The sequence below is a fragment of the Streptomyces sp. NPDC086835 genome (assembly GCF_044745705.1).
Lineage (GTDB): Bacteria > Actinomycetota > Actinomycetes > Streptomycetales > Streptomycetaceae > Streptomyces.
In genome coordinates this window covers 211,397-235,899 of sequence record NZ_JBIVAU010000007.1, presented here as the reverse complement: position 1 = coordinate 235,899, position 24,503 = coordinate 211,397, and the positions used below count along the sequence as shown (strand labels likewise).

The 24,503-nt window shown below is 71.3% G+C and carries 22 protein-coding genes; 11 read left to right on the top strand and 11 right to left on the bottom strand.

Annotation, left to right across the window (positions count from 1 at the left end; genetic code table 11):
* The first annotated feature begins 35 nt into the window (after positions 1-35).
* Positions 36-1,610, top strand: a complete 1,575-nt coding sequence (locus ACIPJI_RS23300; protein ID WP_402248499.1) for an alkaline phosphatase D family protein — start codon at positions 36-38, stop codon at positions 1,608-1,610.
* A gap of 92 nt (positions 1,611-1,702) precedes the next feature.
* Here the strand turns inward: ACIPJI_RS23300 and ACIPJI_RS23295 are convergent, their stop codons facing one another.
* The 3 genes from ACIPJI_RS23295 to ACIPJI_RS23285 all read right to left on the bottom strand — a co-directional run bounded on the left by ACIPJI_RS23295 (position 1,703) and on the right by ACIPJI_RS23285 (position 3,994).
* Positions 1,703-2,263, bottom strand: coding sequence for a hemerythrin domain-containing protein (locus ACIPJI_RS23295; protein WP_307710010.1), 561 nt, complete (start codon positions 2,261-2,263; stop codon positions 1,703-1,705).
* A 178-nt stretch (positions 2,264-2,441) separates the two neighbouring features.
* A complete protein-coding gene (locus ACIPJI_RS23290) occupies positions 2,442-3,383 on the bottom strand; it encodes a carbohydrate kinase (protein ID WP_402248497.1) in 942 nt (313 codons plus the stop codon).
* Positions 3,380-3,994: a TetR/AcrR family transcriptional regulator gene (locus tag ACIPJI_RS23285; RefSeq protein ID WP_356619371.1), complete on the bottom strand. Its 615-nt coding sequence runs from the start codon at positions 3,992-3,994 to the stop codon at positions 3,380-3,382. Before ACIPJI_RS23285 ends, ACIPJI_RS23290 begins: the two co-directional genes overlap by 4 nt.
* 47 nt (positions 3,995-4,041) lie before the next feature.
* On the opposite strand from ACIPJI_RS23285, the gene ACIPJI_RS23280 reads away from it, so the two are divergent.
* The gene (locus tag ACIPJI_RS23280) at positions 4,042-4,902 is read left to right on the top strand and encodes an alpha/beta fold hydrolase (protein WP_402248495.1); all 861 of its coding nucleotides are present in this window, start codon (positions 4,042-4,044) and stop codon (positions 4,900-4,902) included.
* Positions 4,903-4,937: 35 nt separating this feature from the next.
* Here ACIPJI_RS23280 and ACIPJI_RS23275 read toward each other — a convergent pair whose 3' ends face one another.
* Entirely contained in the window at positions 4,938-5,714 is a 777-nt protein-coding gene (locus ACIPJI_RS23275) for a YhjD/YihY/BrkB family envelope integrity protein (protein WP_402248493.1), read from the bottom strand.
* Positions 5,715-6,122: 408 nt separating this feature from the next.
* On the opposite strand from ACIPJI_RS23275, the gene ACIPJI_RS23270 reads away from it, so the two are divergent.
* Positions 6,123-6,956 carry a class II glutamine amidotransferase gene (locus ACIPJI_RS23270; RefSeq protein WP_307710015.1) on the top strand — a complete coding sequence of 278 codons (834 nt, stop codon included), beginning with the start codon at positions 6,123-6,125 and terminating at the stop codon, positions 6,954-6,956.
* A gap of 343 nt (positions 6,957-7,299) precedes the next feature.
* Positions 7,300-8,715: a DUF2252 domain-containing protein gene (locus ACIPJI_RS23265; RefSeq protein WP_402248491.1), complete on the top strand. Its 1,416-nt coding sequence runs from the start codon at positions 7,300-7,302 to the stop codon at positions 8,713-8,715.
* Between the two features lie 188 nt (positions 8,716-8,903).
* On the opposite strand, the gene ACIPJI_RS23260 is transcribed toward ACIPJI_RS23265, so the two are convergent.
* Complete coding sequence (locus ACIPJI_RS23260) at positions 8,904-11,900, bottom strand: family 16 glycoside hydrolase (RefSeq protein ID WP_402248490.1); 2,997 nt, start codon at positions 11,898-11,900, stop codon at positions 8,904-8,906.
* 444 nt (positions 11,901-12,344) lie between these two features.
* Between ACIPJI_RS23260 and ACIPJI_RS23255 the strand changes: the two genes are divergently transcribed.
* The gene (locus ACIPJI_RS23255) at positions 12,345-13,781 is read left to right on the top strand and encodes a Gfo/Idh/MocA family protein (protein WP_402248488.1); all 1,437 of its coding nucleotides are present in this window, start codon (positions 12,345-12,347) and stop codon (positions 13,779-13,781) included.
* 37 nt (positions 13,782-13,818) lie between these two features.
* A complete protein-coding gene (locus ACIPJI_RS23250) occupies positions 13,819-14,814 on the top strand; it encodes an NEW3 domain-containing protein (protein ID WP_356619383.1) in 996 nt (331 codons plus the stop codon).
* Positions 14,815-14,873: 59 nt separating this feature from the next.
* On the opposite strand, the gene ACIPJI_RS23245 is transcribed toward ACIPJI_RS23250, so the two are convergent.
* Positions 14,874-15,674, bottom strand: coding sequence for a DeoR/GlpR family DNA-binding transcription regulator (locus ACIPJI_RS23245; protein WP_307710020.1), 801 nt, complete (start codon positions 15,672-15,674; stop codon positions 14,874-14,876).
* A 242-nt stretch (positions 15,675-15,916) separates the two neighbouring features.
* On the opposite strand from ACIPJI_RS23245, the gene ACIPJI_RS23240 reads away from it, so the two are divergent.
* Together ACIPJI_RS23240 and ACIPJI_RS23235 are read left to right on the top strand one after the other, a co-directional pair.
* A complete protein-coding gene (locus ACIPJI_RS23240; protein ID WP_356619386.1) occupies positions 15,917-16,867 on the top strand; it encodes an SIS domain-containing protein in 951 nt (316 codons plus the stop codon).
* A 47-nt stretch (positions 16,868-16,914) separates the two neighbouring features.
* Complete coding sequence (locus ACIPJI_RS23235; RefSeq protein WP_402248486.1) at positions 16,915-17,814, top strand: ketose-bisphosphate aldolase; 900 nt, start codon at positions 16,915-16,917, stop codon at positions 17,812-17,814.
* Here ACIPJI_RS23235 and ACIPJI_RS23230 read toward each other — a convergent pair.
* The 3 genes from ACIPJI_RS23230 to ACIPJI_RS23220 form a co-directional block, all read right to left on the bottom strand.
* Entirely contained in the window at positions 17,783-18,673 is an 891-nt protein-coding gene (locus ACIPJI_RS23230; RefSeq protein ID WP_307710023.1) for an SDR family oxidoreductase, read from the bottom strand. The two genes, ACIPJI_RS23235 and ACIPJI_RS23230, sit on opposite strands and share 32 nt — an antisense overlap.
* Positions 18,674-18,851: 178 nt before the next feature.
* Positions 18,852-19,136, bottom strand: coding sequence for a hypothetical protein (locus ACIPJI_RS23225; RefSeq protein ID WP_402248484.1), 285 nt, complete (start codon positions 19,134-19,136; stop codon positions 18,852-18,854).
* Positions 19,133-19,279 (bottom strand): hypothetical protein, encoded by a 147-nt coding sequence (locus ACIPJI_RS23220; RefSeq protein ID WP_356619392.1) that lies wholly within the window; start codon positions 19,277-19,279, stop codon positions 19,133-19,135. Before ACIPJI_RS23220 ends, ACIPJI_RS23225 begins: the two co-directional genes overlap by 4 nt.
* 165 nt (positions 19,280-19,444) lie before the next feature.
* Here ACIPJI_RS23220 and ACIPJI_RS23215 point away from each other — a divergent pair, with 165 nt between their 5' ends.
* A complete protein-coding gene (locus ACIPJI_RS23215) occupies positions 19,445-20,539 on the top strand; it encodes a glutamate--cysteine ligase (protein WP_402248482.1) in 1,095 nt (364 codons plus the stop codon).
* Between the two features lie 233 nt (positions 20,540-20,772).
* Here the strand turns inward: ACIPJI_RS23215 and ACIPJI_RS23210 are convergent, their stop codons facing one another.
* The gene (locus tag ACIPJI_RS23210) at positions 20,773-21,624 is read right to left on the bottom strand and encodes a class I SAM-dependent methyltransferase (RefSeq protein ID WP_356619396.1); all 852 of its coding nucleotides are present in this window, start codon (positions 21,622-21,624) and stop codon (positions 20,773-20,775) included.
* A 238-nt stretch (positions 21,625-21,862) separates the two neighbouring features.
* Positions 21,863-22,786 (bottom strand): NADP-dependent oxidoreductase, encoded by a 924-nt coding sequence (locus ACIPJI_RS23205; RefSeq protein ID WP_402248480.1) that lies wholly within the window; start codon positions 22,784-22,786, stop codon positions 21,863-21,865.
* 123 nt (positions 22,787-22,909) lie between these two features.
* On the opposite strand from ACIPJI_RS23205, the gene ACIPJI_RS23200 reads away from it, so the two are divergent.
* Together ACIPJI_RS23200 and ACIPJI_RS23195 are read left to right on the top strand one after the other, a co-directional pair.
* The gene (locus ACIPJI_RS23200) at positions 22,910-23,182 is read left to right on the top strand and encodes a hypothetical protein (protein ID WP_356619400.1); all 273 of its coding nucleotides are present in this window, start codon (positions 22,910-22,912) and stop codon (positions 23,180-23,182) included.
* A gap of 138 nt (positions 23,183-23,320) precedes the next feature.
* On the top strand, positions 23,321-24,469 hold the full coding sequence (locus ACIPJI_RS23195) for a substrate-binding domain-containing protein (RefSeq protein ID WP_402248478.1): 1,149 nt from the start codon (positions 23,321-23,323) through the stop codon (positions 24,467-24,469).
* Positions 24,470-24,503 lie beyond the last annotated feature (34 nt).

Genomic DNA, 24,503 nt, shown 5'->3' with positions numbered 1-24,503 from the left:
CGGCGGTTCGCAGACGAACAGCCAAGGAGGACCTTGTGGGCGTACGTCCCGTAACCCGGCGGCAGTTGCTCGGCTTCGGCGGCGCAGGTGCCGCCGCCCTGATGCTCGGCACCGGCGAGTGGGGCTCCGGCTCCGCGTTCGCCTCGCCGGTCATGAAGGACGATCCCTTCTCCCTCGGCGTCGCGTCCGGCGAGCCGTGGTCCGACGGTGTGGTGCTGTGGACGAGACTGGCCCCGGAGCCCTTCGCGCAGGACGGCATGGGCGGCATGCCGGACCGGCCGGTGCGCGTGCACTACGAGCTGGCCCACGACGAGCGGTTCCGGCGGGTCGTCCGCCGCGGCAGCGTCGTCGCCACACCGGAGCTGGCGCACTCGGTCCACCCCGAGATACACGGGCTGCTGCCGGACCGTGAGTACTACTACCGCTTCCGTGCCGGCTCGTACGTCTCACCCGTCGGCCGTACCAGGACCACCCCGCCGCAGTGGAGCACCCCCCGGGACCTGAAGTTCGCGTTCGCCTCCTGCCAGGCCTGGCAGGACGGCTACTTCACCGCCTACGAGCACCTGGCGCAGGAGGACCTCGACCTGGTGGTGCACCTCGGCGACTACCTCTACGAGTACGGCGTCAAGTCCAACAAGCGCGGGCAGGTCACCGACCCCAGGTTCCACACGGAGACGGTCGACCTCGCCCGCTACCGCCTCCAGTACGGTCTCTACAAGTCCGAGGCCCCGCTCCAGCAGGCACACGCCCGCTTCCCGTGGATCATGACCTTCGACGACCACGAGGTCGAGAACAACTGGGCCGACGGCATCCCCGAGAAGGACCAGGACCCGCAGGCGTTCACGCAGCGCAGGGCGGCCGCGTTCCAGGCCCTGTACGAGCACGCGCCGCTGCGCCGAGCCCAGTTGCCGCAGGGACCCGACGTGCAGATGTACCGCAGGCTCTCCTACGGCAGGCTCGCCGACTTCACGATGCTCGACACCCGGCAGTACCGCGACGACCAGCCCTGCGGCGACGGCGTCTCCGCCGACTGCGCCGACCGCTTCGCCCCCGACCGCAGCCTCCTCGGTGACCGCCAGCGCGACTGGGTCCTGAACGGCTTCAGCCGGTCCGCCGCCCGCTGGCAGGTGCTGGGCAACCAGGCGCCGATGGGCCAGACCGACCACGACCCGGGGCCGGGCACGACCGTCTGGATGGACCCCTGGGACGGCTACGTCGCCGAGCGGAACCGTCTCCTCGCGGAGGCGGACGGCCGGGGAGTGCGCAATCTCGTCGTCATCACCGGCGACCGCCACCAGAACTACGCCTGGGACCTCAAGCGCGACTACGAGGACCCCGGGTCGGCGACCGTGGGCAGCGAGTTCGTGGGGACGTCGATCACGAGCGGCGGCGACGGCGCCGACATGACGGCCGAGGGCACCAGGTTCCTCGCGGCCAACCCGCACATGAAGTTCTTCAACGGCCAGCGGGGCTACGTGCGGGTGCGTGTCGAACCCGAGCGCTGGACGAGCGACTTCCGCGTCCTGCCGTACGTGACCCGGCCGGGCGCTCCCGTCTCCACCCGGGCCGGCGTCGTCGTCGAGGACGGCGTACCGGGCGTCCAGGTCTGACGTGCGGCACCGCGTACCCGGACTGGCCGGGTACGCGGTGCGGTCGGGTATGAGGGAGCGGGCCGGACGGGCGCGTGGCACGGACCGGGCGCCTAGCCGGTGGCGCGTCCGGTGAGGAGATCGCGGACCCGGTCCACCATGCCCATGCCGGGAGCGAGCAGCTTGTTGGCCTGGGCGGTGTCCGGGGTGGAGGGGTGCGGACGGGTCGGGGCGCTCTGCTTGGCCCTGCGGACCTTGTCGCCCAGCTCCATCAGCAGGTCCCCGCTGCACGACTCGGCGAGCAGTGGGAACAGCCGCTTCTCCTCGTCGGCGACGTGCGAGGTCACGGCGGACTTCAGCTGGGTGATCAGGGTGTCGAACCGGGGATCGTCGGCCTGGCAGCCCTCGAGCTCCTTGAGCATGCGCTCGATCTGGGCGTGGTCGGAGATCTCCTCGTCCGCCAGGTCGTCGCCGTCGTCGACGAAGCGGCGGACCGCGGGATACAGGTACTCCTCCTCGGCGACGGAGTGCCGGACGAGTTCCTTGGTCAGTTCGTCCGCCAGCTCCCGGCGCCGCGCGTCTCCGGCGGCCTGGGCCTCGATCTCGGCGAACATCTGGTCGACCTCTCGGTGGTCGGCCGTCAGCTCCTGGATGACGTTCCCGCCGTGTGCCATGTCCTGGCGTCCTCTCTCGCTTGCTGCGAAGGATCCCCCCACGGGCGTGGCTGCCGCGCCTCATCGGCGACACTAACGCGCGTACCCCGCTCCGGCGCGCCCACAAGGCCTCGGACACCCTGCGGTTCCGCCACCGGCGGGAAGTTTCCCCGGCAGCCGTTACAGAGCTGTCGGACCGTCACAAGGCCCCGGCGGCAGGCCGTTCCCCGCCGCCCCACAGTTCGCGGGCGTACGGAGGTTCGGCCCCGGCCTTCGTGCAGGTGAGCGCCGCGGCCCTCGCCGCGAAGCCCAGCACCTCGCGCCAGCCGCCCGGCGACAGCGACCCGAGCGCTCCGGGCGAGAGCAGCTCCCGCTCGGCAAGGGCGTGCAGGAGCGCCGCGTTCACGGTGTCACCCGCCCCGATGGTGTCCACGACGCTGACCCGCTCGCCGGCGACGGAGAACCGGTCGCCACCCCGGGTGAGGACCGTGAGCCCGTCCCCGCCATGGGTGAGCACCACCGCCGCGGGTCCCGCCGCGAGCCACGCCCCGACGTCGGCCCCCAGCCAGTCGGCGTCCTCCTCGCTCAGCTTGAGCATCGATACGTGCGGGAGCCAGCTCCTGAACCGGGCACGGTAGGCGTCCGCGTCCGGAATGAGACCGGGCCGGATGTTCGGGTCGAGCGTGACGAAGACACCGCGCGCCGCCTCCCGCCGCATCAGCGCCTCGTACGCGCTCGCGCCCGGCTCGAGGACCAGCGAGCAGGTGCCGAGCGACAGGGCGCGTGTGGTGGCGGGCAGCTCGGGCGGCGCCGTGAACAGCCGGTCCGCGGTGCCCTCGACGTAGAAGGTGTAGGCCGCGGAGCCGCCGGGGCCGATCGCCGCGACGGCCAGCGTGGTGGGCTCGGGGCCACGCTGCACGAGCGCGGTGTCCACTCCCTCCTCCCGCAGCCGCCCGATCAGCGACTCGCCGAAGGCGTCGATGGAGATCCGGGAGCAGAAGCAGACGTCGGCGCCGAGCCGGCCGAGCGCGACGGCGGTGTTGTAGGGGCCGCCACCGCGTGCGGGCAGCAGCGGAGCCGGCAGCTCGCCGCCGGTCTGCGGCACGAGGTCGATCAGCGCCTCACCGGCGACGACGATCACCGAGCCTCCCCTTCGGTCCGGCCCGCGACGGGGGACCGGCCGGCGGCGGCCCGGACGATCGCTGCCGCCGCGGGGGCCGCGTCGAGCACCGGGTCCGTGGACCGCGCGGCGCGGCCGAGCATGAAGGCGCCTTCGAGCAGCGCGATCACCGACCGTGCCGTCGCGCGGGACTCGGCGATACCGAAGGAGCCGTAGAAGGCGGCGAGGGCGTCGGTCCAGGAGTCGAACACCTCCGCGGTCGCCACCCGCAGTGCCTCGTTGGTGCCCGCGATCTCCAGGGCGATCGTGGCGATGGGGCACGGGTCCGCGTAGTCGAGGTCGAGCAGGGTCTGGGCCGCCCTGGTGAACGCCTGGGCGGTCGTCTCGGCCGGGTCGGCGGCCCGGTCCTGGAACAGCTCGCCGATCAGCGCCAGGTAGGCGGCGCCCGAGGTGCGGACCACGTCCTCGCCGAGCTCCGTCTTGCCGCCGGGATAGAAGTGGTAGGCGGACCCGTAGGTCGCGCCCGCCGTCGCGAGGATCTGCTTCATGCCCGTGGCCGCATAGCCCTGACGCCGGAAGAGTTCGGTGGCAGCGGCCAGGATGCGCGCTCGTGTGTCGCCTGTCGTTCTCATCTCGGCTAGTCTCTCACTAGATCGATCGATCCAGTAGGGGGATGCTGATGAACGAGATCGAGCTGAGTGCCGGGATCGTTCAGTACACGGACACCGGCGGAAGAGGCGAGACCGTGGTGCTGTTGCACGGGCTCGGCTTCGACGAGTCGGTGTGGCAGGCGGTCGTCGACGGCCTCCGTGCCGACTTCAGGGTCGTGGTCCCCGTCCTGCCGATGGGGAGCCACCGCCGACCGATGCACCCGGACGCCGATCTGTCGGCGCAGGGCGTGGCGAACCTGCTGGCCGAGTTCCTCGAACGGCTCGACCTGCGGGACGTCACCCTGGTCCAGAACGACGCCGGTACGGCCCAACTGCTCGTCGGGGTGCGCGACGAGCGCGTCCACCGGCTGGTCCTCACCTCCTGCGAGGCGCTGGAGAACTATCCGCCCGGCGCGCAGGGCAGGATGCTGCAGTTCCTGAGCCGGGTACCCGGCGGCATCTTCCTGCTGCTGCAGTCCTTCCGGGTGCCTCTCCTCGTCCGGCTGCCCAACTCGCTCGGCGGCATGGCCCGGCACCCCATCCCGTACGAGCTGGTCCGCCGCTGGTACGGCCCTCTGCTCACGGACAGGAGGATCCGGCGGGACTTCGCCGCCTTCCTCCGCAGCACTCGGAAGGACACCTACCTGCGGGCGGCGGAGCGGCTGCGCGGCTTCCGGGGTCCCGCGCTCGTCGCGTGGGGCGCGGAGGACCGCATGATGCCGCACTCGACCGGCCGCCGGCTCGCCGCCCTGCTGCCGCGGGGCGAGTACGTCGAGATCCCGGACGCCCGCACCCTCGTCCAGCTCGACAACCCCGCCGCCCTCTGCGCGGAGCTGCGCCGGTTCATCAAGGAGTCACCCGGCCCATGCCGCCAGGACCCCGCCGGCTGAAACAGCGGTGCGTCCGGTGCTGACCGGGTGGCGGGTCAGGCGGGGGCGCCGGGGTCCGTCCTGCGGGGACCCGGTGCGGCCGGACCGTCACCCTCGGTGCGGGCCGTGCCCGGGCGATCGGTGATCATGCGGCCGACCACCGCGCCCAGGTGGATGATCACCCCTACCGCCACCAGCCAGGAAATGATGATCATGACGACGCCGATGGGGCCGTACCGCTGTTCGTTCGCCACGATCGATGCCGAGAAGTACAGCGTGGAGAACAGGCCCAGGCCTGACCAGCACACGCCGGTGGCCAGCGCCGTGGGCAGGAGGGTGCGCCACCGTACTGCGCCGGAGAGGAGGACCCAGACCGTGCCCCACCAGAAGGCGACCGCCCAGACCCATCCGGCCAGACTCCTGAGAGGCAGCCCTCCGGTCACACGGCCCAGTGCCGCTTGGACGGCGCTGAAGACCAGCAGGCACACGAGCCAGACCACTTGGACCGCGACGTCGCGCCATCCCCGGCCAGGGACGTCGAAGAGCAGCCGGTACCAGCTCTGCAGAGTTCCCGCCACGGCCATGGCCCCCAGTGCCATCAGGAAGCCGCTCACCACCGTCACGGTGTTCGAACCGGGCCCGGGAACGATGAGCGACGTCACCGCCTGCGCCGCCTCCTGGTTCAGCCCCAGCCACTGGATGACGACCGTCGCGGAGTCACGGCCCGCCGCCTCCGTGAGGACGATGAGCATGGGGAAGAAGCACAGCAGCGCGAGTGCGGCCAGCTGAAGCGCGTGATTGAAGAAGTCGGCCTCGGTGAGCCGGCTCCACATGTCACCCCACAACCTGGCCGGCCGGCTCTCCCTGAGGCGCCGGATCGCCTGCGACGCCCACTGCCCGGCCTGTAGCGGACCCTTGCGCCTGCGGTGAGCCTCGCCTCCCATGAAGGCATTGAAACCCGCGGCTCCCCGCCTGTCGCGCTGCCGTGCCTTTCAGGCATGGGACGTCGTCCTGCGTCCGGACGCTCGGCCTCGCCCGTCCCGCCGGGGTACCGACACTGTGCCGCTGATGGCAGATCACCCGCCTGGCCACCGCCGTTGCGCTGCACGAACCGGGTGATCGTCAAGACTTCCTGGCGGCGATCGCCGCCCTCACCCGAACCGGGTGAGGCGTGCGGCCGGCCGCTGACGGCAGTCTCGGAGTGCGCACCGTAAGCGCTGAACCGAGAGGGATGACGCACAATGTGTCGGTGGCTGTCGTATTCGGGAAGTCCTCTGCTTCTCGACACCATCCTGTACGAGCCCGCGCACTCGCTGATCGACCAGAGCCTGCACTCCCGCCTCGGCGTCGAGACGACCAACGGCGACGGCTTCGGCGTCGGCTGGTACACACCGGACGCCGACGTCGGCACCCCTGGCGTTGTCCGCGATGTCGGCCCCGCGTGGAACAACCGCAATCTCCGGGAGATCTCCAGCCACGTCAGGTCTCATCTGTTCTTCGCGCACATACGAGCCTCGACGGGCACGGCGGTCCAGCAGACGAACTGCCATCCCTTCCGGCACGGCAACTGGATGTGGATGCACAACGGTGCCGTGGCCGGCTTCCCCGCGATACGCAGGGATCTCTGCCTGGCCGTGGATCCCCCGCTGTTCACCGACATGGAAGGGTCCACGGATTCGGAAGTGATGTTCTTCCTCGCGCTCACCTTCGGATTGCGGGACGACCCTCCGCACGCCGTGGCCCGCATGGCCGGATTCATCGAGCACACGGCCCGCGAGCACGGAATTCCCGCACCACTCCAGATGACCGTCGCCACGACCGACGGCGCGAGCGTCTGGGCGTTCCGCTACGCCAGCCAAGGCGACGCCCGATCGCTGTACTACAGCAGCAGGGTGGAATCGCTTCAGGCACTGCACCCGGACGTCTCGTTTCTCCGGGGCCTGTCCCCGGAGACCCGCCTCATCGTGTCCGAGCCGCTGGGCGATCTTCCAGGAGCCTGGAACGAGGTTCCTGACCACAGCTACGGTGTCGTCCGAGCAGGCGCCGATGAGTTGCGCCCGTTCGCGCCGGCTTAGACCGCCCCCGGCGCAGGAGCCCGACCCCGGTGTTCCGTGGTGCGGTGATTTTTCATTTCGGCGCGGCGGGGCCCACGGGGGCCGGTGTCCTGCCCGCCGCCGGACGCAGGGTCACCCCCGGCGGGTGATCCGCTCGCACCGCCGGAGTGATGAGGTGGATGCCTGGAGGCGTGCGCCACATCCGGACGGCTCGCGGTCGGCCCGGCGTCGGTCGTCGTGGTCCTGGTGGGCGTCGCGTGGATCCCGGCGGGCGCGATCCGGGCGGGCTGCGGCGGCAGGAGCGTGAACCGCCGCCGTAGGAGGCCCAACGGCACGTGGACATCCGTCCAGGAGGTGTGCAGCCATGGCGATACCGAGCACGTTCGCGACCGCTTCCTCAGCGGCTCCCTCCGTGGCCGAGAGGGCTGCTCACGGCCGTCGCGCGCGCAGGCGTGCCTCGCGCTCGTGCCACGGCTGGTTCGAGGCGGACGCGGGACGGCCCGACCCCGTGGCAGTGGTTGAGCGGCAATCGGCTTCGCGCCTGCCCGAGTTGGTGCCCATCCGCTACGGCCGGATGCTGGAGTCCCCGTTCCGCTTCTACCGCGGTGCGGCAGCGATCATGGCAGCCGACCTCGGTTGCCTGCCGAACACCGGGCTGACGGTTCAGCTCTGCGGAGACGCCCACCTGCTCAACTTCCGGCTGCTGGCCTCTCCCGAGCGACATCTGGTCTTCGACATCAACGACTTCGACGAGACCCTGCCCGGTCCGTTCGAATGGGACGTCAAGCGGTTGGCGGCCAGTTTCGCGATCGCCGGCCGGGCCAACGACTTCCCGGTCAAGGAGCAGAACAGCGCGGTGGCGGCGTGCGTGAAGGCGTACCGGCAGCGGATCCGGGAGTTCGCCGGCATGCGCACCCTGGACATCTGGTACGCCCAGGACGACATCGACCGCATGCGGCTGTTCGCCTCGTCGATGAGCAAGGAGGCCCGTCGCCGCACCGCCACGGCGACAGCGCGAGCCCGTGAGCGCACCCATCTCCAGGCCTTCGCGCAACTCACCCGCGTCACGGCGGAGGGCCGACTGCTCGCACCGGACCCACCGCTGGTCACTCCGCTCCGGGACCTGGTCACGGAGCCCTCCGAGAACGAGCAGCGACAGCTCACGACCCTCCTGGACACATACGAGCGGACCCTCTCGTCCGAGCGCCGGCACCTGCTGCGCAAGTACCGCCTGGTCGACATGGCCCGCAAGGTGGTGGGCGTCGGCAGTGTCGGGACGCGCTGCTGGATCCTGCTCCTGCTCGGCAGGGACGACGACGACCCGCTGCTGCTCCAGGCCAAGGAGGCACAACGGTCCGTCCTCGCCGACCACACGGGCGGCGAGAGCTACGACAACGAGGGCCGCCGGGTGGTGGCGGGGCAGCGGCTGATCCAGACGACCAGCGACATCTTCCTGGGCTGGACGCACGTGGTGGGCCTCGACGGGCAGGGGCGGGACTTCTACGTGCGCCAACTGCGGGACTGGAAGGGCATCGCCAGGCCGGACACCATGGATCCCGGCCTGCTCCGCCTGTTCGCCCAGCTGTGCGGTGCCTGCCTGGCACGTGCCCATGCCCGCTCCGGCGACCCCGTCGCCATCGCCGCGTACCTGGGCGGGAGCGACCGCTTCGACCGCGCCCTCGCCGGATTCGCCCAGGCCTACGCCGACCGGAACGAACGGGATCACGAGGCACTCGGCGCCGCGGCCCGCTCGGGCAGGATCAGCGTCGAAAGCCGCTGACCCCGCGCGACGCTCGTAGCACCGACGGGGAGGGCGGCGTCGGCCTCGCGGCGGTTGCCGGCGCGGCAGGCTCGGCAGGCGGACGCGGTAGCGGGGGGCCGTCCGGGTGGTCAGGGCCGGCGCCTGTGACGACGGATGCGGCGGCCGTCCCGGATCCCGGGACAGCCGCCGCCTTACGCCCCCGTGTCCTACGTCAGGGGCTCGATCCAGATGTTGCGGTAGCGGACCTTGCTCCCGTGGTCCTGGAGGCGGATCGGGCCCGCGGCCGGCCCCTCCGCTGCTCCACCCCCGGTCGTGCCCGCCACGGCCACGTCGTCATGGACCGTCGTGCCGTTCCACACCACGGTGACGCGGGCGTCCTGTGTCTTCCTGCCCGCCTCGTCGAAACGCGCCGCGCGGAAGGTGATGTCGTACGTCTGCCAGGTGCCCGCCGGTTTCGCCGCGTTGACGTCCGCGGGCTTTCGCTGGTAGATCGCGGCTGCTCCGTCGATCTTGGGCGTCGTCACACCGTAGGAGTCGAGCACCTGGATCTCGTAGCGGTCCTGCAGGTACACACCGCTGTTGGCCCGGTCCTGTCCCGTCACGTCCGGCGGGAGCACGGGCAGCCAGAACTCGACGTGCAGTTTGAAGTCGCCGAACGCCTGCTTGGTGCGGATGTCTCCGCAGCAGACCTCCATCGCGCCGTCCGTCAGAGGCCACTGCGCGGTGCGCCCGTCCGTCTGCTGCCAGGCCGACCGGTCCGCCCCGTCGAACAGGACCACGCGGCTTCCGTGGGGATGGACGGTGATCATGTCGAGGTTGACGTGCCCGGTGTCGCCGCTGTCGTACCGGTAGGTGATCGTGTTGGCGCCGGCGCGCAGCGGCAGTTGTTCGGTCCGGGTGGACCATTTGTTCCACTCGCCGGTGCTGAGCAGCTTCGACTGCCCGATCCTGCTGCCGTTGACGTACACGCTCACGGTCTTGGTGCCGGTGAAGGGATGCGGCCCGTTGGCGTAACGCAGACCGACGTCATAGGTGCCGGCCTCGTCGACGTCCACGTCGAAGGTGGTCGAGGCGCCCTCGGTGCCGTATCCGTCGACGAAGCCGCTGCCGGAGTGACCGGCGTGCTCCGTGTCCGTGCCGGCGCCGCCCGCGAGCCGTGCCTCCTCGGCCTCGTAGAGCGTGACCTTCGGTCGACTTCCAGGCATGGCATTCAGTGTGTACCAGGCCTCCGTGCTCCACAGCGCCTCGCCGCTCGCGGAGCTGAACGGGCGGGGCGAGCGCACATGGACCACTCGATCGGGCTTGAGGCCGGGGATGACCAGCGTGACCTTCTTGCGGTCGGCGGACAGTGCGGCGGACTGCACGGTCAGCTTCTCCTCGTCCACCTTCGGGCCGCCGTACGAGGGTGTGGGGACGTAGCGCCACTGTTCGACCTGGTACCGGGCGGCCAGCGTGTCGGCCGTGGCCTGGGACAGCGGCTGGGTGTACTCCAGCTCGAAGCCGTCGCCCTTGGCGCGCATCGCCAGGATGTCGAAGGCGTCCTCGCCGTTCGGTGTCAGCTTCTGCAGCCCATGGGTGAGCTTGCCCTCCTGGCCCCAGTTGCCTCCCGCGCCCAGACCGCCGGCGTAGATGGCGCCGTCCGGGCCCTGGCTGATCCGGTTGACGCCCGCCTCGAGCCCCTGGGTGTGCCGGAACACGGCGCCCTGGTCCTGGCCCTTGACCTTCTCCAGGAAGGCGCGCTGGAGGCCGCCGTAGGTGACGTCGCCGAACAGCAGCTGCCCCGCGTAGGGGCCCTCCGTGAGGTGGAGCGGTGTGCTGGGCGAGTTCGCGATCTCGTTCTGCGGAAGCCACAGCACGGGCTTGCTGACCGGATTGGCGTCGAAGGGGCCGTCCGGGTTCGTGAAGTGGTTGAAGAAGCGGTCCTGCTTGATCCGTACCAGTTTGGAGGCCGGCAGCCAGCCGCCCTGGTTGTCCGTGACGAAGATGTCGCCGCCGGGGCCCCAGCCGATGCCGTTCGGGGTGCGCAGACCGCCCGCGACGTACGACACCTCGCCCGTCTTCGCGTTCACCTTGACCGTGGTGCCGCGGTTGCGCGCGGGCTGCGGATCGGTCGTCGCGCCGCCGTAGTTGATGGCCACCGACAGGTTGAGGTAGAAGAACCCGTCGCGGTGGAGCAGGCCGAAGGCGAACTCGTGGAAGTTCCCGCCGAAGGGCCAGGTCGCCACCGTACGCCGTTCGTCGATGACATCGTCCCCGTCGACGTCGCTGAGCTCCGTCAGTTCGTGCTTCTGCGACACGTAGATCTTGCCGTCGACGACCTTGATGCCCATCGGTTCCTTGAGGCCGCTCGCGACTTTCTTGACCGTCACCTTGTCCGGCCCGGTGTCATGGGTGACATTGCCGAGGAGGTAGACCTCGCCCGCGGTGTTGTCGGTACCGCCCCATGTGGTGACGGCGAGCCGGCCGTCGGGCAGCCAGTCCATGCCGGTGATCTGCGGCTCGAAACCGGCGGGCCGGAGGTCGGTCAGGTCGTAGCCGGGGTGGACGCCGGTCAGCGGCAGGCCGTCGCCGGGGGAGTCGGTGCCGCTCTCGCACTCCTTGCGGCCCGGCGCGGTCACGCGTACGACACCGGCGTCGGTGCTCAGGACCGAGTTCGGCACGACGGAGAAGCCGGAAGCGCCGGGGGGCCGCCAGGCGAGGGTGATCTGCTGGCCGCCGGTGCGGTCGAAGTGGTCGATCCGCAGCGCGTGGTGACCGGCGGTCAGCTCGACCGTGCCGTCCTTGGGTTCGGCGCCGTGCAGGCCGTCGTGGTCGATGACCGGCCTGTCGTCGATCAGCAGCCGTGAGCCGTCGTCGCTGGTCAGCCGGAAGGTGTAGGAGCCGTCCTGGGGAACGTCGATGTTGCCGATCACCTGGGACACGAAGTGGTCGCCGGCGCCGAAGTCGTCGGTGGAGCTCCAGTCGATCGTGGGCATCAACTTGTCCACGTTCGGCGTCTGTCCCGGCTTGATGGAGCAGATCTTGCTCATGGGCAGCTGTATGTCGAAGACGCGCAGCGTGACGCCGGGTTCCTGCGGTGGCAGGTCCTGCGCGGCGCCGGCCGCTGCGGAAGCCGGCGGCGATATGAGGCAACCGGCCAGGAACGAGGCGGCGACCAGGCCGGTCACCCGTCTGCGAAGTCGTTGGTGCAGCCGTGGATTCATGCATCCTCCCGGGCTCCCTGGCGGCGGGAGCACGTAACGGTGGTGAACGTGGACCACAACGCGGGGCGCGATCGGCCGATGCCGATCCGGAGGTTCGAATGAACGCAGTGCGGAGGAACGCGGTACAGATGGAAGCGGTGCGGAGAGCCGGAAGCTCACAGGAGCGCGCCGCAAACCCTAGGAGCCTTTTGCTGATGCTGTCCATACTTCGTCATCACTGAGAACAAACTTCGCCGTCGCAGAGGTGAAGTGACGGCGTGTCGGCTCGACCCTGGGGCCTGAGCGAACAAAGTTGACGAGTTGTCACTTCTTGCGCGCGAGCCGGTTCGATGCTTGTTCTTGTTCGTAACGGCGCGCTTACGAACATCCATTGACACCCGAGTGTCCATCCCGCCAGAGTCTTCCCCGCCAGTGATGCCGATCGCGGACCGAGGAGCGTTCCATATGCCCGAAATTCCCGCAGTCTCACGCCGCTTGCTCCTGGGAGGAGCCATCGCCACCGGCGCACTCGCGGCCGGTGTCGGCTCCGCACAGGCCGCCCCTCTCACCGAGGCCGCCACCGCCGTCGACCCCGCACCGCGGCGCAGGCCGGGCCAGAAGTCGATGATCGACGTCGCCTTCGAGCCCTACCGGACCGTCCGTGTGGGAGTGATCGGACTCGGCAACCGGGGCCACGGGATGAGCGAGGGCTGGTCCGTCGTCCCCGGCTGCACCGTCACCGCCGTCTGCGACATCCGTGCCGAGCGCGCCAAGCGCACCGCCGACCGGCTGGTCGCCACGGGCAAGCCGCGTCCCGCCGAGTACGGCGGCTCGGACGAGTCGTTCGCCCGGATGCTGGAGCGCGACGACATCGACCTCGTCTACATCGCCACGCCCTGGGAGTTCCACTACCAGCAGGGCAGGGCCGCGCTGCTGGCCAGCAAGCACGTCATCGTCGAACTGCCCATCGCCACCGGACTGGACGAGCTCTGGGACCTCGTCGACACCTCGGAACGGACCCGCAGGCATCTGATCCTCTCCGAGAACTGCAGTTACGGCCGCAACGAGCTGGCCATGCTGAAGATGGCGCACGAGGGGCTCTTCGGCGACGTCACCAACGGGCACGGCGGCTACCTGCACGACCTGCGGGCCCTGCTGTTCTCCGACACCTACTACACCGACGCCTGGCGCCGCCTGTGGCACACCCGCAGCACCGCCTCCTTCTACGCGATGCACGGTCTGGCGCCGATCGCCGCGGCCATGGACATCAACCGCGGGGACCGTATGACGGTGCTGCGCGCCACCGCGACCGAACCCAAGGGACTCGCCGACTACCGGGAGCGCTTCGTGCCGCGCTCGCACCCGTCATGGCAGGAGACCTACATCAACGGCGACCTGGTCACCTGTCTGATCGACACGGCCAAGGGCCGGGTCATCAGGGCCGAGCACGACGTCAGCTCACCCCGGCCGTACAGCCGCATCAACTCCCTCGCCGGCAGCCGGGGCATCTTCGAGGACTACGCGGGCACCTCGACGACCGGCGGACGCATCTACGTCGAGCCCGACCACGGCGGGCACTCCTGGCGCGACTTCGACACCTACCGCAAGGAGTTCGACCACTGGCTCTGGAAGAAGATCGGCGACGACGCCGCGAACAACGGCGGCCACGGCGGCATGGACTACGTCCTGCAGTGGCGCACCGTCCAGCTGATGCGGGCGGGACTGGTCCCCGACATCGACGTCTACGACTCCGCCGCCTGGTGCGCGCCGGTGCCGCTCAGCGTCAAGTCCCTGGCCGCCGGCGGCCGTCCGGTCGAGGTTCCCGACTTCACCCGGGGCTCCTGGGTGAATCTCCGCACAGGTCTGGACTCCCGTACCTCAGAGATGCCCCCCGTCGCCTGAGTTCACCGCTCAGGCGGACCGACAGAAGGAGCAGACAGTGAGATCAGCCGGACGGATAGCTTCTCTCAGAGCCATGGCGGTGGCGGCGGCACTGCTCGTTCCCGCGCCCGCCGCGGCCGCCGCCGAACCGGAGCCCGCGCCGGATCCGGCACGGACCGAGGTGACGATAGCGCCCGTCGACCTCGCGGGCCCGGCCATCTCGACGGTGAAGGTGACCGTCAAGAACGCCGGACCCGACCGTATGCGGTCCCTGAGGGTGTCGTTCGCCGGGCCGGTGGGCTGGGCGGTCCAGCCCTCGGTCCGCAGCGTGGACGGCACATTCGCCGCCGGCGCCACGGCCGCCGCCGAGTTCCGCATCCAGGTGCCGGAGCCGCGGTCCGGATTCACCGTGCGGACCTTCACCGCCACGGCGACCTACAAGGGCGGCGACGGAGCCGGAACGGCGACGGCGACCCGCTCCCAGCGCAGCGGCACACCGCTGGCGGACCTGGCGGACGCCTACAACAACGTCGGCGTCACCGACGAGAGCAACACCAAGCCCGGCAACTACGACGGCGGCGGCAACAGCTTCTCCGCCCAGAAGCTCGCCGCCGTCGGCCTGACCCCGGGCGCCACGGTACGGGCGCTGGGTGCCGAACTGACCTGGCCGGAGGCTGCCGCGGGGACCAAGGGCAACGTCTCGAGTGCCGGCCAGGCCGTCACCCTGAGCGGCCGGGGCAGCAAGCTGGTCTTCCTCGGCTCCGGTGTCGGCAGCGGCGCGACCGGAACGGCCACCGTCTACTACAAGGACGGCAGCACCGGCACCGGCTCGTTCGGCTTCCCCAACTGGTCGTTCGACCCGGCGAACGCCCACGGCGCGACGCTGGTCGCGTCCTCCGACGGCCGTAACCGGCAGAGCGGATACGGGAACGCGGGGATCGCCTACCGCATCTTCGCCCACTCGATCCCGCTCGACGCGGCCAAGGAGGTCGACTTCGTGGTCCTGCCCGGCAACGGGAACATCCACGTCTTCGACATGGCCGTCGCTCCCTGACAACCCCGGCCTCGCTCCCCGGGCCCGCCGCGCATCAGGCGGGCCCGGGGACCGCGGGCTCAGACGGCGTGGACCTTGATGCCCGCCTCACTGAGCCGGGCCGCCATCTCGGAGGGGAGCGCGGAGTCGGTGACCAGCACATCGACGCGGTCCAGGCCGCAGATCCTTGCGAAGGCACGCCGGCCCATCTTGGACGAGTCGGTCGCCACGACGACCCGGCGCGCCCGCTCCGCGAAGAGCCGGCTGATGCTCGCCTCGTCCTCCTGATGCGTCATCAGCCCCAACTGGGGATCCACTCCGTCGACCCCGAGGACGGCCACGTCCAGGACGACCTCGTTCAGCACGCCCACGGTCAGCGGGCCGACGAGCTCGTAGGTCTGCGGCCGGGCGACACCCCCGGTGACCACGATCTTGATCTGGGGGCGTACGGCCAGCTCGCCCGCGATGTTGAGCGCGTTGGTGACGACGGTCAGCGAAGGCGCGGTCACGTCGGACAGATCCCGCCGCCCACCGCCGGCGGCCCGGAGCGCCAAGGCCCGCGCCACTTCGGTCGTGGTCGTGCCCCCGTTGAGGCCCACGACATCCCCCTCGCCGATCAGCTCCGCGACGGCCGCGGCGATGCGCTGCTTCTCGGAGGCGTGCCGGGAGGACTTGTAGCGCAGAGGAAGCTCGTAGGAGACGCCGTGCGCGACGGCGCCGCCGCGGGTACGCACGAGCATCTGCTGCTCCGCGAGCTCGTCGAGGTCCCTTCTGATGGTGGCGGGCGACACCTCGAGAGTCGTCGCGGCCTCCTCGACCTCCAGCTTGCCCTCGGCGGCCAGCAACTCCAGCAATCTGCTCCACCGCTCGTGCTTGGACATGTGTGGGACTCCTCCGGGGCCTGGATCCTGCGCTCTCACACGCTAAGGGACGCGGAGCGGCCACTTGCCCGAGGGGAGCATGCTGCTGGATACTGCGCAATGATGTGCTTGTAATTGCTCGGAACTTCGTCCAATCACGCAGAATCATGCATGTGCCGCTGGATCGGTGCAAGGAAGCCCGCACCGGGCCGTCCTTGTCCCCGTACGACGTCCCGCCACCCCTCACGAAGGAGTTCGTCACCTTGTCACCCCACGGTTCCTCCCGTACCTCGGCCGAGATCGCTTCCCAGCCCGACGTCTGGCGCCGGGCGGCCCGGTCGCTCCCGCGACATGCCGCCGCCCTTCCCCGCCGGGGCGAGCGCGTCGCGGTCATCGGCTGCGGAACCTCCTGGTTCATGGCCCAGTCCTACGCCGTGCTCCGCGAGAGCGGCGGCCACGGTGAGACGGACGCGTTCGCGGCCTCCGAGTTCCCGCACCACCGCCGCTACGACCGCGTCCTCGCCATCACCAGGTCGGGCACCACGACCGAGGTCCTGGACCTGCTGCGGCGGGTGAAGGGCACCGTGCCCACCGGCGCGATCACCGCCGACCCCACGACGCCCGTCATGCAGGCGGCCGACGAGGTGGCGGTCCTGGACTTCGCCGACGAGGAGTCCGTCGTCCAGACCAGGTTCGCCACCGCCAACCTCGCGCTGCTGCGCGCCCATCTGGAGGCGGAGGGCGCCCTGCCCGAGGGCGTACGCCCCCTCGACCGGGCGATCGAGGACGCCGAGCGGGCCGTTCTCGAGCCCCTCGACCCCGAGGTGTGCGCCGCCGAGCAGTTCACCTTCCTCGGAACCGGCTGGACCTACGGCCTGGCGCTCGAGGCCGGGCTGAAGATGCGTGAGGCGGCGGGCGCCTGGACCGAGGCGTACCCGGCGATGGAGTACCGGCACGGGCCGATCAGCATCACCGGCCCGGGGCGCGTGGCATGGGCCTTCGGCCGGCTCCCGCACGGCCTCGCGGACGACGTCGCGGGGGTCGGCGGCACGCTGGTCGCCGGCTCCACGGACAGCGCCGAGGGCCTGGACCCGCTCGCCGACCTCGTTCGCGCCCAGCGCCTCGCGGTCGCGCTCGCCGAAGCGCGCGGCCACAACCCCGACCGGCCCCGCAATCTCACCCGGTCCGTCGTCCTCGAGGACAGCCATGCCTGAGGCGCACGACCGCCGTTCCCGTACGACCGTAACCGTGGAGGAAGTCCATGCCGCTCACGCCCACTGAGGACATCGTCCGCTCCGCAGTCCAAGGCGGTGTGGGCGTCGGAGCGTTCAACGTCGTGCAGCTCGAGCACGCGGAGGCCATCGTCGCCGGCGCGGAGGCTGCCGGCACGCCCGTGATCCTCCAGGTCAGCGAGAACACCGCCCGCTACCACGGGGCGCTGGAACCGATTGCGCTCGCGACCCTCGCCGTCGCCCGCGCCTCGAGCGCCCCCGTCGCCGTCCACCTCGACCACGCACAATCGCCGGACCTCGTGCACCAGGCCGTCGAACTCGGGTTCACCTCCGTCATGTTCGACGCGTCGAAGCTGCCCTACGACGAGAACGTGGCCGCGACGGCGGAGATCACCGCCCACTGCCACGCCCGTAACGTCTGGGTGGAGGCGGAGCTCGGCGAGGTCGGCGGCAAGGACGGCGCGCACGCGCCCGGCGTACGCACCGACCCGGCCGAGGCACGCGAGTTCGTCGCCGCCACGGGCGTCGACGCCCTCGCGGTGGCCGTCGGCAGCTCGCACGCCATGCTCACCCGGGACGCGGTCCTCGACTTCGCGCTGATCACCCTGCTGCGGGACAGCGTGAGCGTCCCGCTGGTGCTGCACGGATCCTCCGGCGTCGGGGACGAGGGACTCACGAAGGCCGTCGCGGCCGGCATGACGAAGGTCAACGTCTCCACCCACCTCAACAAGGCGTTCACCCACGCCGCGCGGGCCTACCTGGACGCCCATCCGGAGACCGCCGACCCCCGCAAGTACCTCGGCCCCGCCCGGGACGCCGTCGCCGAGGCCGTGGCCGGGCTGCTGGCCGTCCTGCACGGGGAGCGCTCGGGCGGGCACGCGGCGACGGGAGCCGCGGTCACGGCAGTGGCGTCCCGCCCGTCGCGTTGACGATCTCGGCCGTGATGTAACCGGCCTGCGGGGAGGCGAGGAAGACGTACGCGGGCGCCATCTCCGCAGGCTGTGCGGGCCGGCCGAACAGCGACTTCTTGCCGAACTCGGCGGTGTCCGGCATGGTCGCGGGAATGAGCGGCGTCCAGACCGGCCCGGGCGCCACCGCGTTGACGCGGATCCCGTCGGACGCCACCATCTGCGCCAGACCCTGCGTGAAGGTGACGATCGCGCCCTTCGTCATCGCGTAGTCGAGCAGGTGCGGGCTCGGCTTGTAGGCCTGCACCGACGTGGAGTTGATGACGCAGCCGCCCCGGGGCATGTGGGGCAGGGCCATCTTCGACACCCAGAACATGCCGTAGAGGTTGGTGCGCATGACGCGGTCGAACTGGTCCGTGGTGATCGCGCCGATGCCTTCCGGCTGCGACATCTGGTAGGCGGCGTTGTTGACCAGGATGTCGATGTGCCCGAACTCGGCCACGGCTCGGTCGACGAGCCGCCGGCACTGCTCCTCCTCGCGGATGTCGCACGGCACCGGCACCGCCTTACGACCCGCGTCCACGATCAGCCGCCGTGTCGCCTCCGCCTCCTCCGTCTCCTCCGGCAGATGGGTGAACAGCACATCGGCGCCCTCACGCGCGAAGGCGAGCGCCACCGCGCGGCCGATGCCCGAGTCGCCGCCCGTCAGCACGGCCTTCAGATCACGCAGCAGACCGCTGCCGCGATAGCTCTCCTCGCCGTGATCCGGCGGCGGGTCCATGGGACCCGTCCAGCCCGGGTGCTGCTGCTCCTGCTTCGGGAACTCCGGCTCCGGGTGCTTGGCCCCCGGATCCCTGGCCTCCTGGTTCTCCTCGGGCACGGCCGACTCCTCCCTTGCTGCGGATGTGTGCTCGGCGGGTTACCCCGCCTACCCTCCGGTGCGGCAGGAATGCCCGCAAACGGGACGGAGGAGACTGCTCGGTCCGCTCGGCGGCTGTGTCACCGGTGACTCGCGCGTGGGCGGGCCCCACCCGGTACGGGAAGACCGGATCACCGCGTCATGGCCTTGCCAGGGGCGGGCCGGTGGGGGCGGGGGCCGTCCGCCGCGGAGGGCCGGGTGGTGAAGGGGGTGGACCGGTCGCCCGGCGCCGTTCGCGGGCCCGGCCGCGCCTCGCGTGCCGGCCGCCCGAGCGGGGGCCGGGCTGCGGGGCCTCGGCTTGCGGGGCCCTGGGCGGGAACAGGCTCTCCTCGTAGCGGTCCAGTGCGAGCACCAGCCCGAGGAGCAGAGCCGGCAGCAGCAGCGCGACCACCATCGCCACGGCGCCCGCGGGGCCCGCTGTCACGGCAACGGCTCCGTGTCCGGGAGCGGACAGCCGGCCTGCAGGTCTCTCGCCCCCGCTCCCGGACGGCGGGCCACGAACGCGGCGCGGTCCAGGAAGTGAATGCGCTGCGTGGGCTGCTGCGGCAGCCGTGCTATGTCTGCCATGACAGTGCGCCTGCCCCGCCCGGCCCCGCTTACGCGGCGGCCGCACCGCGCCGGCCGGCGTCCGGGCGTTCGCGGCTTCCGTGGCGGGGGTGATGCGCCGGCGAGGCATCGAGCTCCCGTGAGCGGGCACACGACAGATCTCGAACTCGGCGGGGAGTGGTGAACATGCGCACTGTGGGCGTGGAGGAGGAGCTGCTCCTCGTGGATCCGGACTCGGGCGAGCCATGTGCCCTGGCCGGGGCGGTGCTCGCTTCCGCTGAGCGGGAGAGCGGCGACGGCCAGGAGGTGTTCGAGGCGGAGCTCCAGCGTGAACAGCTCGAGTTCGCCACGCATCCGCAGGAGTCGATGGACGATCTCGCGGACGAGATCGACCGTCGCCGCGCCGAAGCCGCCCACCACGCCGAACGCCTCGGCGCGGCGGTCGCCGCGCTGGCCACCTCGCCGCTGCCGGTCAGCCCGTCGCTGTGGGGCGGCGAGCGGTACGGCTGGATGGCGGAGGAGTTCGGCCTGACCACCCAGGAACAGCTCACCTGCGGGTGCCACGTCCATGTGGCGGTCGAATCGGACGAGGAAGGCGTCGCGGTCCTCGACCGCATCCGCCCCTGGCTCCCGGTCCTCGTGGCGATCAGCGCGAACTCACCGTTCTGGCAGGGCAAGGACAGCGGCTACTCCAGCTACCGCAGCCGCGTCTGGGCCCGCTGGCCGTCGGCGGGTCCGGTGGAACTGTTCGGGTCCGCCGACCGCTACCACGAGCAGGTCGAGGCGATGGTCGGCACCGGGGCCCTGCACGATCAGGGAATGATCTACTTCGACGCCCGGCTCTCCCACCGGTACCCCACCGTGGAGATCCGTGTGGCGGACGTCTGCCTGGACCCGGGGACCACGGTGCTCGTCGCCACGCTCGTCCGCGGGCTGGTGGAGACGGCGGCACGTGAGTGGCGGGAGGGTCTGCCGCCCGTGCCGCACGGTGTCGGCCTGTTGCGGCTCGCGGCGTGGCGCGCGAGCCGCTCCGGACTGGAGGAGCGGCTGATCCACCCGCTCACCATGCGCCCGGAACCGGCCGACGACGTCGTACGGGTGCTGCTCGATCACGTCGGCGACGCCCTGAAGGACACCGGCGACGCGGACCGCGCCGCCGAGGCGGTCGCCGCGCTGCACGCGGACGGTAACGGCGCCCGTTTCCAGCGCGACGTGCTGCACCGGACGGGAAGCCTGCGGGACGTGGTCACCGCCTGCGTGCGCAGGACCGCCGGTCACTGACTCCGCGGCCCGGATCCGTACGTGTCACGGTCGCCCGCCGTCGGAGCGGACCCGAGGCGGCACCGCCACTGTCCAGGGCGCGCGGCGGACGTGCGGCGGCAGGAGAACCGGAAGGCACGGACCCGCCGCGCCGAAGAGGCATGGATCTCCGCTCCTGGGGCATACGCCCATCGGGCCCCGCCGCGCATCCCCCGTCGCGGCGGGGTCTCCCTCTGCCCCGGGTCAGCCGCGGGTCAACCGCTCCGGCGGGCGGTCACCAGGAGGTACTCCCACTCCATGGCGAATTTTCCCGAGCCGGAGCCGTGCTCGCGGGCCAGTTCGGCGAGCGCGCGGTCCAGTTCGGCGACCCGGTCCGGGGAGTCGGCGATGTTCCGGTAGACGGCGATGGTCGGCCCGTACACGGCCTTGAAGTAGTCGCGGAAAGCTTCCGGCCGGTCGAAGCGGTCCACCCGTACCGGCTGCCGACGCATCTCCAGACCGGTCACCCCGTCGCCCAGGAGCGTCCTGACGTGCTCCTCCTTGCCCCACAGCGGCGGGGGCTGCGCACCGGGCGGCGGCGGTGGGGCGTACGGCTTCATCGCGGCGAACATCTGCCCGATGAAGCCCTCCGGCGTCCAGTTGATCAGGCCGACGGTCCCGCCCGGGCGGCAGACCCGGAGCAGTTCACCGGCGGCGGCCTCGTGGTGCGGGGCGAACATGATCCCGACGCAGGACATGACGGTGTCGAACTCGCCGTCGCCGAAGGGGAGCGCCTCGGCGTCTGCCTCGCGCCACTCCAGTTCCACGCCCTGCTTGCGCGCCTGTTGCCGCCCGGCCTCCAGCAGTTCCGGCGTGAGGTCGCAGGCGACGACATCGGCGCCGGCCTGGGCCGCGGGGATCGCGGCATTGCCCGTCCCGGCCGCGATGTCCAGCACCTTGTCGCCGGACGCCACGCCGCAGGCCTCCACCAGGGCCGTGCCCAGCTCGGGGATGAGCTCACCGGCGAGGGTGGGGTAGTCGCCCAGCGCCCACATCTTCCGGTGCTTCGCCTTGAGCGCGGCGTCCGCCTGGACGTCGGTCCGGGCCGCTTCGGTCGCGTCAGTCATGACAGACCTCCTCGGGAGTCTGGCCGGCGGCCCTCGGGAAGCGGCGCTTTTCCGACCGTTTTAACCAGCTCTGCCGAATTTCTGCCGGTGGTTCCCACGATAAAGAGCGGTGGGTGGACTCCGCCTGGTTTCCCTGTTACCCCTCCGGCGGTCCCCGGTCGGGGTCGGCGCTCCGTTGCCGCCCCGTCGCGGTCGGGCGCGCTGCGTGCGGCCCGTTCCGCCCCGCCGCACCCGAGACTCAGGAGACCTCCAGCACGATCTTTCCCCGGGTACGGCCCTCCGCGCTCAGCCGGAACGCTTCGCCCGCCTCTGCCAGGGGCAGCGCGTGCTCGACATGCACGGTGAGGCTGCCGGACTCGGCGAGCCGGCCGAGGTCGGTGAGATCGGCGGTGCTCGGCCGCACCCAGACGTGGTGCCCGCCGCGCTGTGTGACCGAGGCGTCCACGACGGACGCGACGCGGGTCCGGTCGGTGAGCAGCTGCTGGGAGACCTCCACGGCGTCCTCGCCGACGTAGTCGACGGCCGCGGTGATGCCGTCGGGTGCCAGAGCGCGTACGCGCTCGGCGAGGCCCTCTCCGTAGACGACCGGCTCGGCGCCCAGCGAGCGGAGGAAGTCGTGGTTGCGTTCGCTCGCCGTGCCGATGACCCGGGCGCCCAGGGCCACCGCGATCTGCACGGCGAACGAGCCCACGCCGCCGGCGGCGGCGTGCACCAGGACCGTGTCGCCGCGTGTGACGCCGATGCGGGCCAGCGACTGATGGGCGGTGAGCCCCGCGAGCGGCAGGCCCGCGGCCTGCCGCCAGTCGAGCGAGGAAGGCTTCCTCGCCAGCGTGCGGACCGGCGCGGCGACCAGCTCGGCGAACGTGCCGTGCTGCACCTCATCCTTCCTGACGTAGCCGCAGACCTCGTCGCCCACGGAGAACTCGGTCGCGTCCAGGCCGACCGCCTCGACGACGCCGGACATGTCCCAGCCGGGGATCAGCGGGAAGTGGGCATGCATGATCGGGTCGAGGTAGCCGGCGACGATCTTCCAGTCGACGGGATTGACACCGGCGGCCTTCACACGGACCAGGACGGCATCGGGTGCGATCTTGGGATCACTGGTTTTCGTGAGCTTCAGGACTTCAGGACCGCCGTAGCGGTCGGCTGTGATCGCTCGCATGGTTCTTTCTACACCGCCGGTGCGCCGCCGCCCGGATCGTGCGGCCGCCTCGTGTCGGCGCCGCCTGGGCGGGTACCCGCCAAGCGTCCGGCACCGCTGGAGACGTTCGACGAAGGAGGCGGAATGAGCGACGATTACCGGCCGGAGGGCTTCGAGGACAGTGACGCCCCGCTGCCGCGTGACATGCCCGACCAGCAGGCCGGCGCGGAGGAGGAGACGTCGCCCGAGCAGGACTCGCCGGACCGGGCGGCCGGTCAGGGCCGCGACGCCGAGCAGTCCGAGAAGACGGGGGAGGACGTGCCCGACACGGACGAGGCAGGCGCCCACCGGCGCGGAGCCCCCGGCGACGAGGGCGGGCCGCCCGGGACGCCGACACCGGACGAATCCACCGGCTGACCCCGCGACGCACCCGCACCGCGCTCACGCTCCCGCGGCGGTGACGCCACCGGGGACGTGCCCGTACGCCCGTGATCGGTATTCTCCTGCCGAACGGTCGAACGATCAGCGGTGACTCGTCAGGGGAGGCCACGGGGCATGCGGGAGCCGAGCGAGGTGCGGCGGCGGCGGATCCTCGCTGTGGTGCGGTCGAGAGGGTCGGTGCGGGTCAGCGACCTCGCCGGCGAACTGGCGGTCTCGGTCGTGACCGCCCGCCGGGACGTGGAGGAGCTCGCCAGGGCGGGCCGGCTGCGGCGCGGGCACGGGGTCGCCCGTTCGCTCGAGTCCGTGGAGCAGGCGCAGGGGCCGTCCGCCTCTTCGGATGCCGCGGACGGTGCGGCGGTCGCTCTCGTCGTCCCTGAGCGCCACACCTATCTGTACGAGACCATGCACGGCGCCCGAACCGTCCTCGACGCCGCCGGGATACGGGTGGCCCTGCACATCACCCCGCAGGCCACCAGGGCCGAACGCCCGCTCGTGGAGCGTGCCTTGGCCGATGGTGCGCGAGGGCTGCTGATCGCCCCGCGTTGGCGCACGGTGGCCGAGGAGGAGGCGGGCCACGCCTGGCTCGCGGGCCTGGACGTGCCCACGGTACTGATGGAGCGCAGGCCACGCCGGGGGAGCGCGCTGCACGCCATGGACTCCGTCTGTTCCGACCATTGGTACGGGATGCATCTCGCGGTCGACCACCTCGTGTCGCTCGGGCACCGCAGGATCGTGCTGGCCGCGCGGGACGACAGCCCGACGGCGCGGGCGCTGCGTTCGGCCTTCGCCGGGATCGCCGAGGACCGCGAGGAGATCGAGGACTGGGCCGTCGTGCTGAGCGCCTCGACCTCGGAGGCGGCAGGCGACGCTTCTGGTCCGGCGGAGCGACAGGGGGCAGGCGATCGGGGCGGCCCTGTCTCCGGCGACGGTCTCGCCCGCCTGCTGCGCGAGCGCGCCTTCACGGCTGCCGTGCTGCACGGCGACGTCGACGCCCTGATGCTGGTGCAGCAACTCGCCGACAGCGGGGTGCGGGTGCCGCAGGACTGCTCGGTGGTGGCCTACGACGACGTCGTGGCGGCCTTCGGCAGTACCCCGCTCACCGCCGTCGCACCGCCGAAGGCCGCTGTGGGGCGGGTGGCAGCCGAACTGCTCGTGCAGCGGCTGACCCGGCCGGGCGCCCCGCCTCAACGGGCCGAACTGCTTCCCGAGTTGAAGATCCGCGGATCCGCCCAGGGACTTCGCTCCGATCGTTCGACCGTTTGAGTCTCCTCTGATCGTTCTCTTGACCTTGATCGAA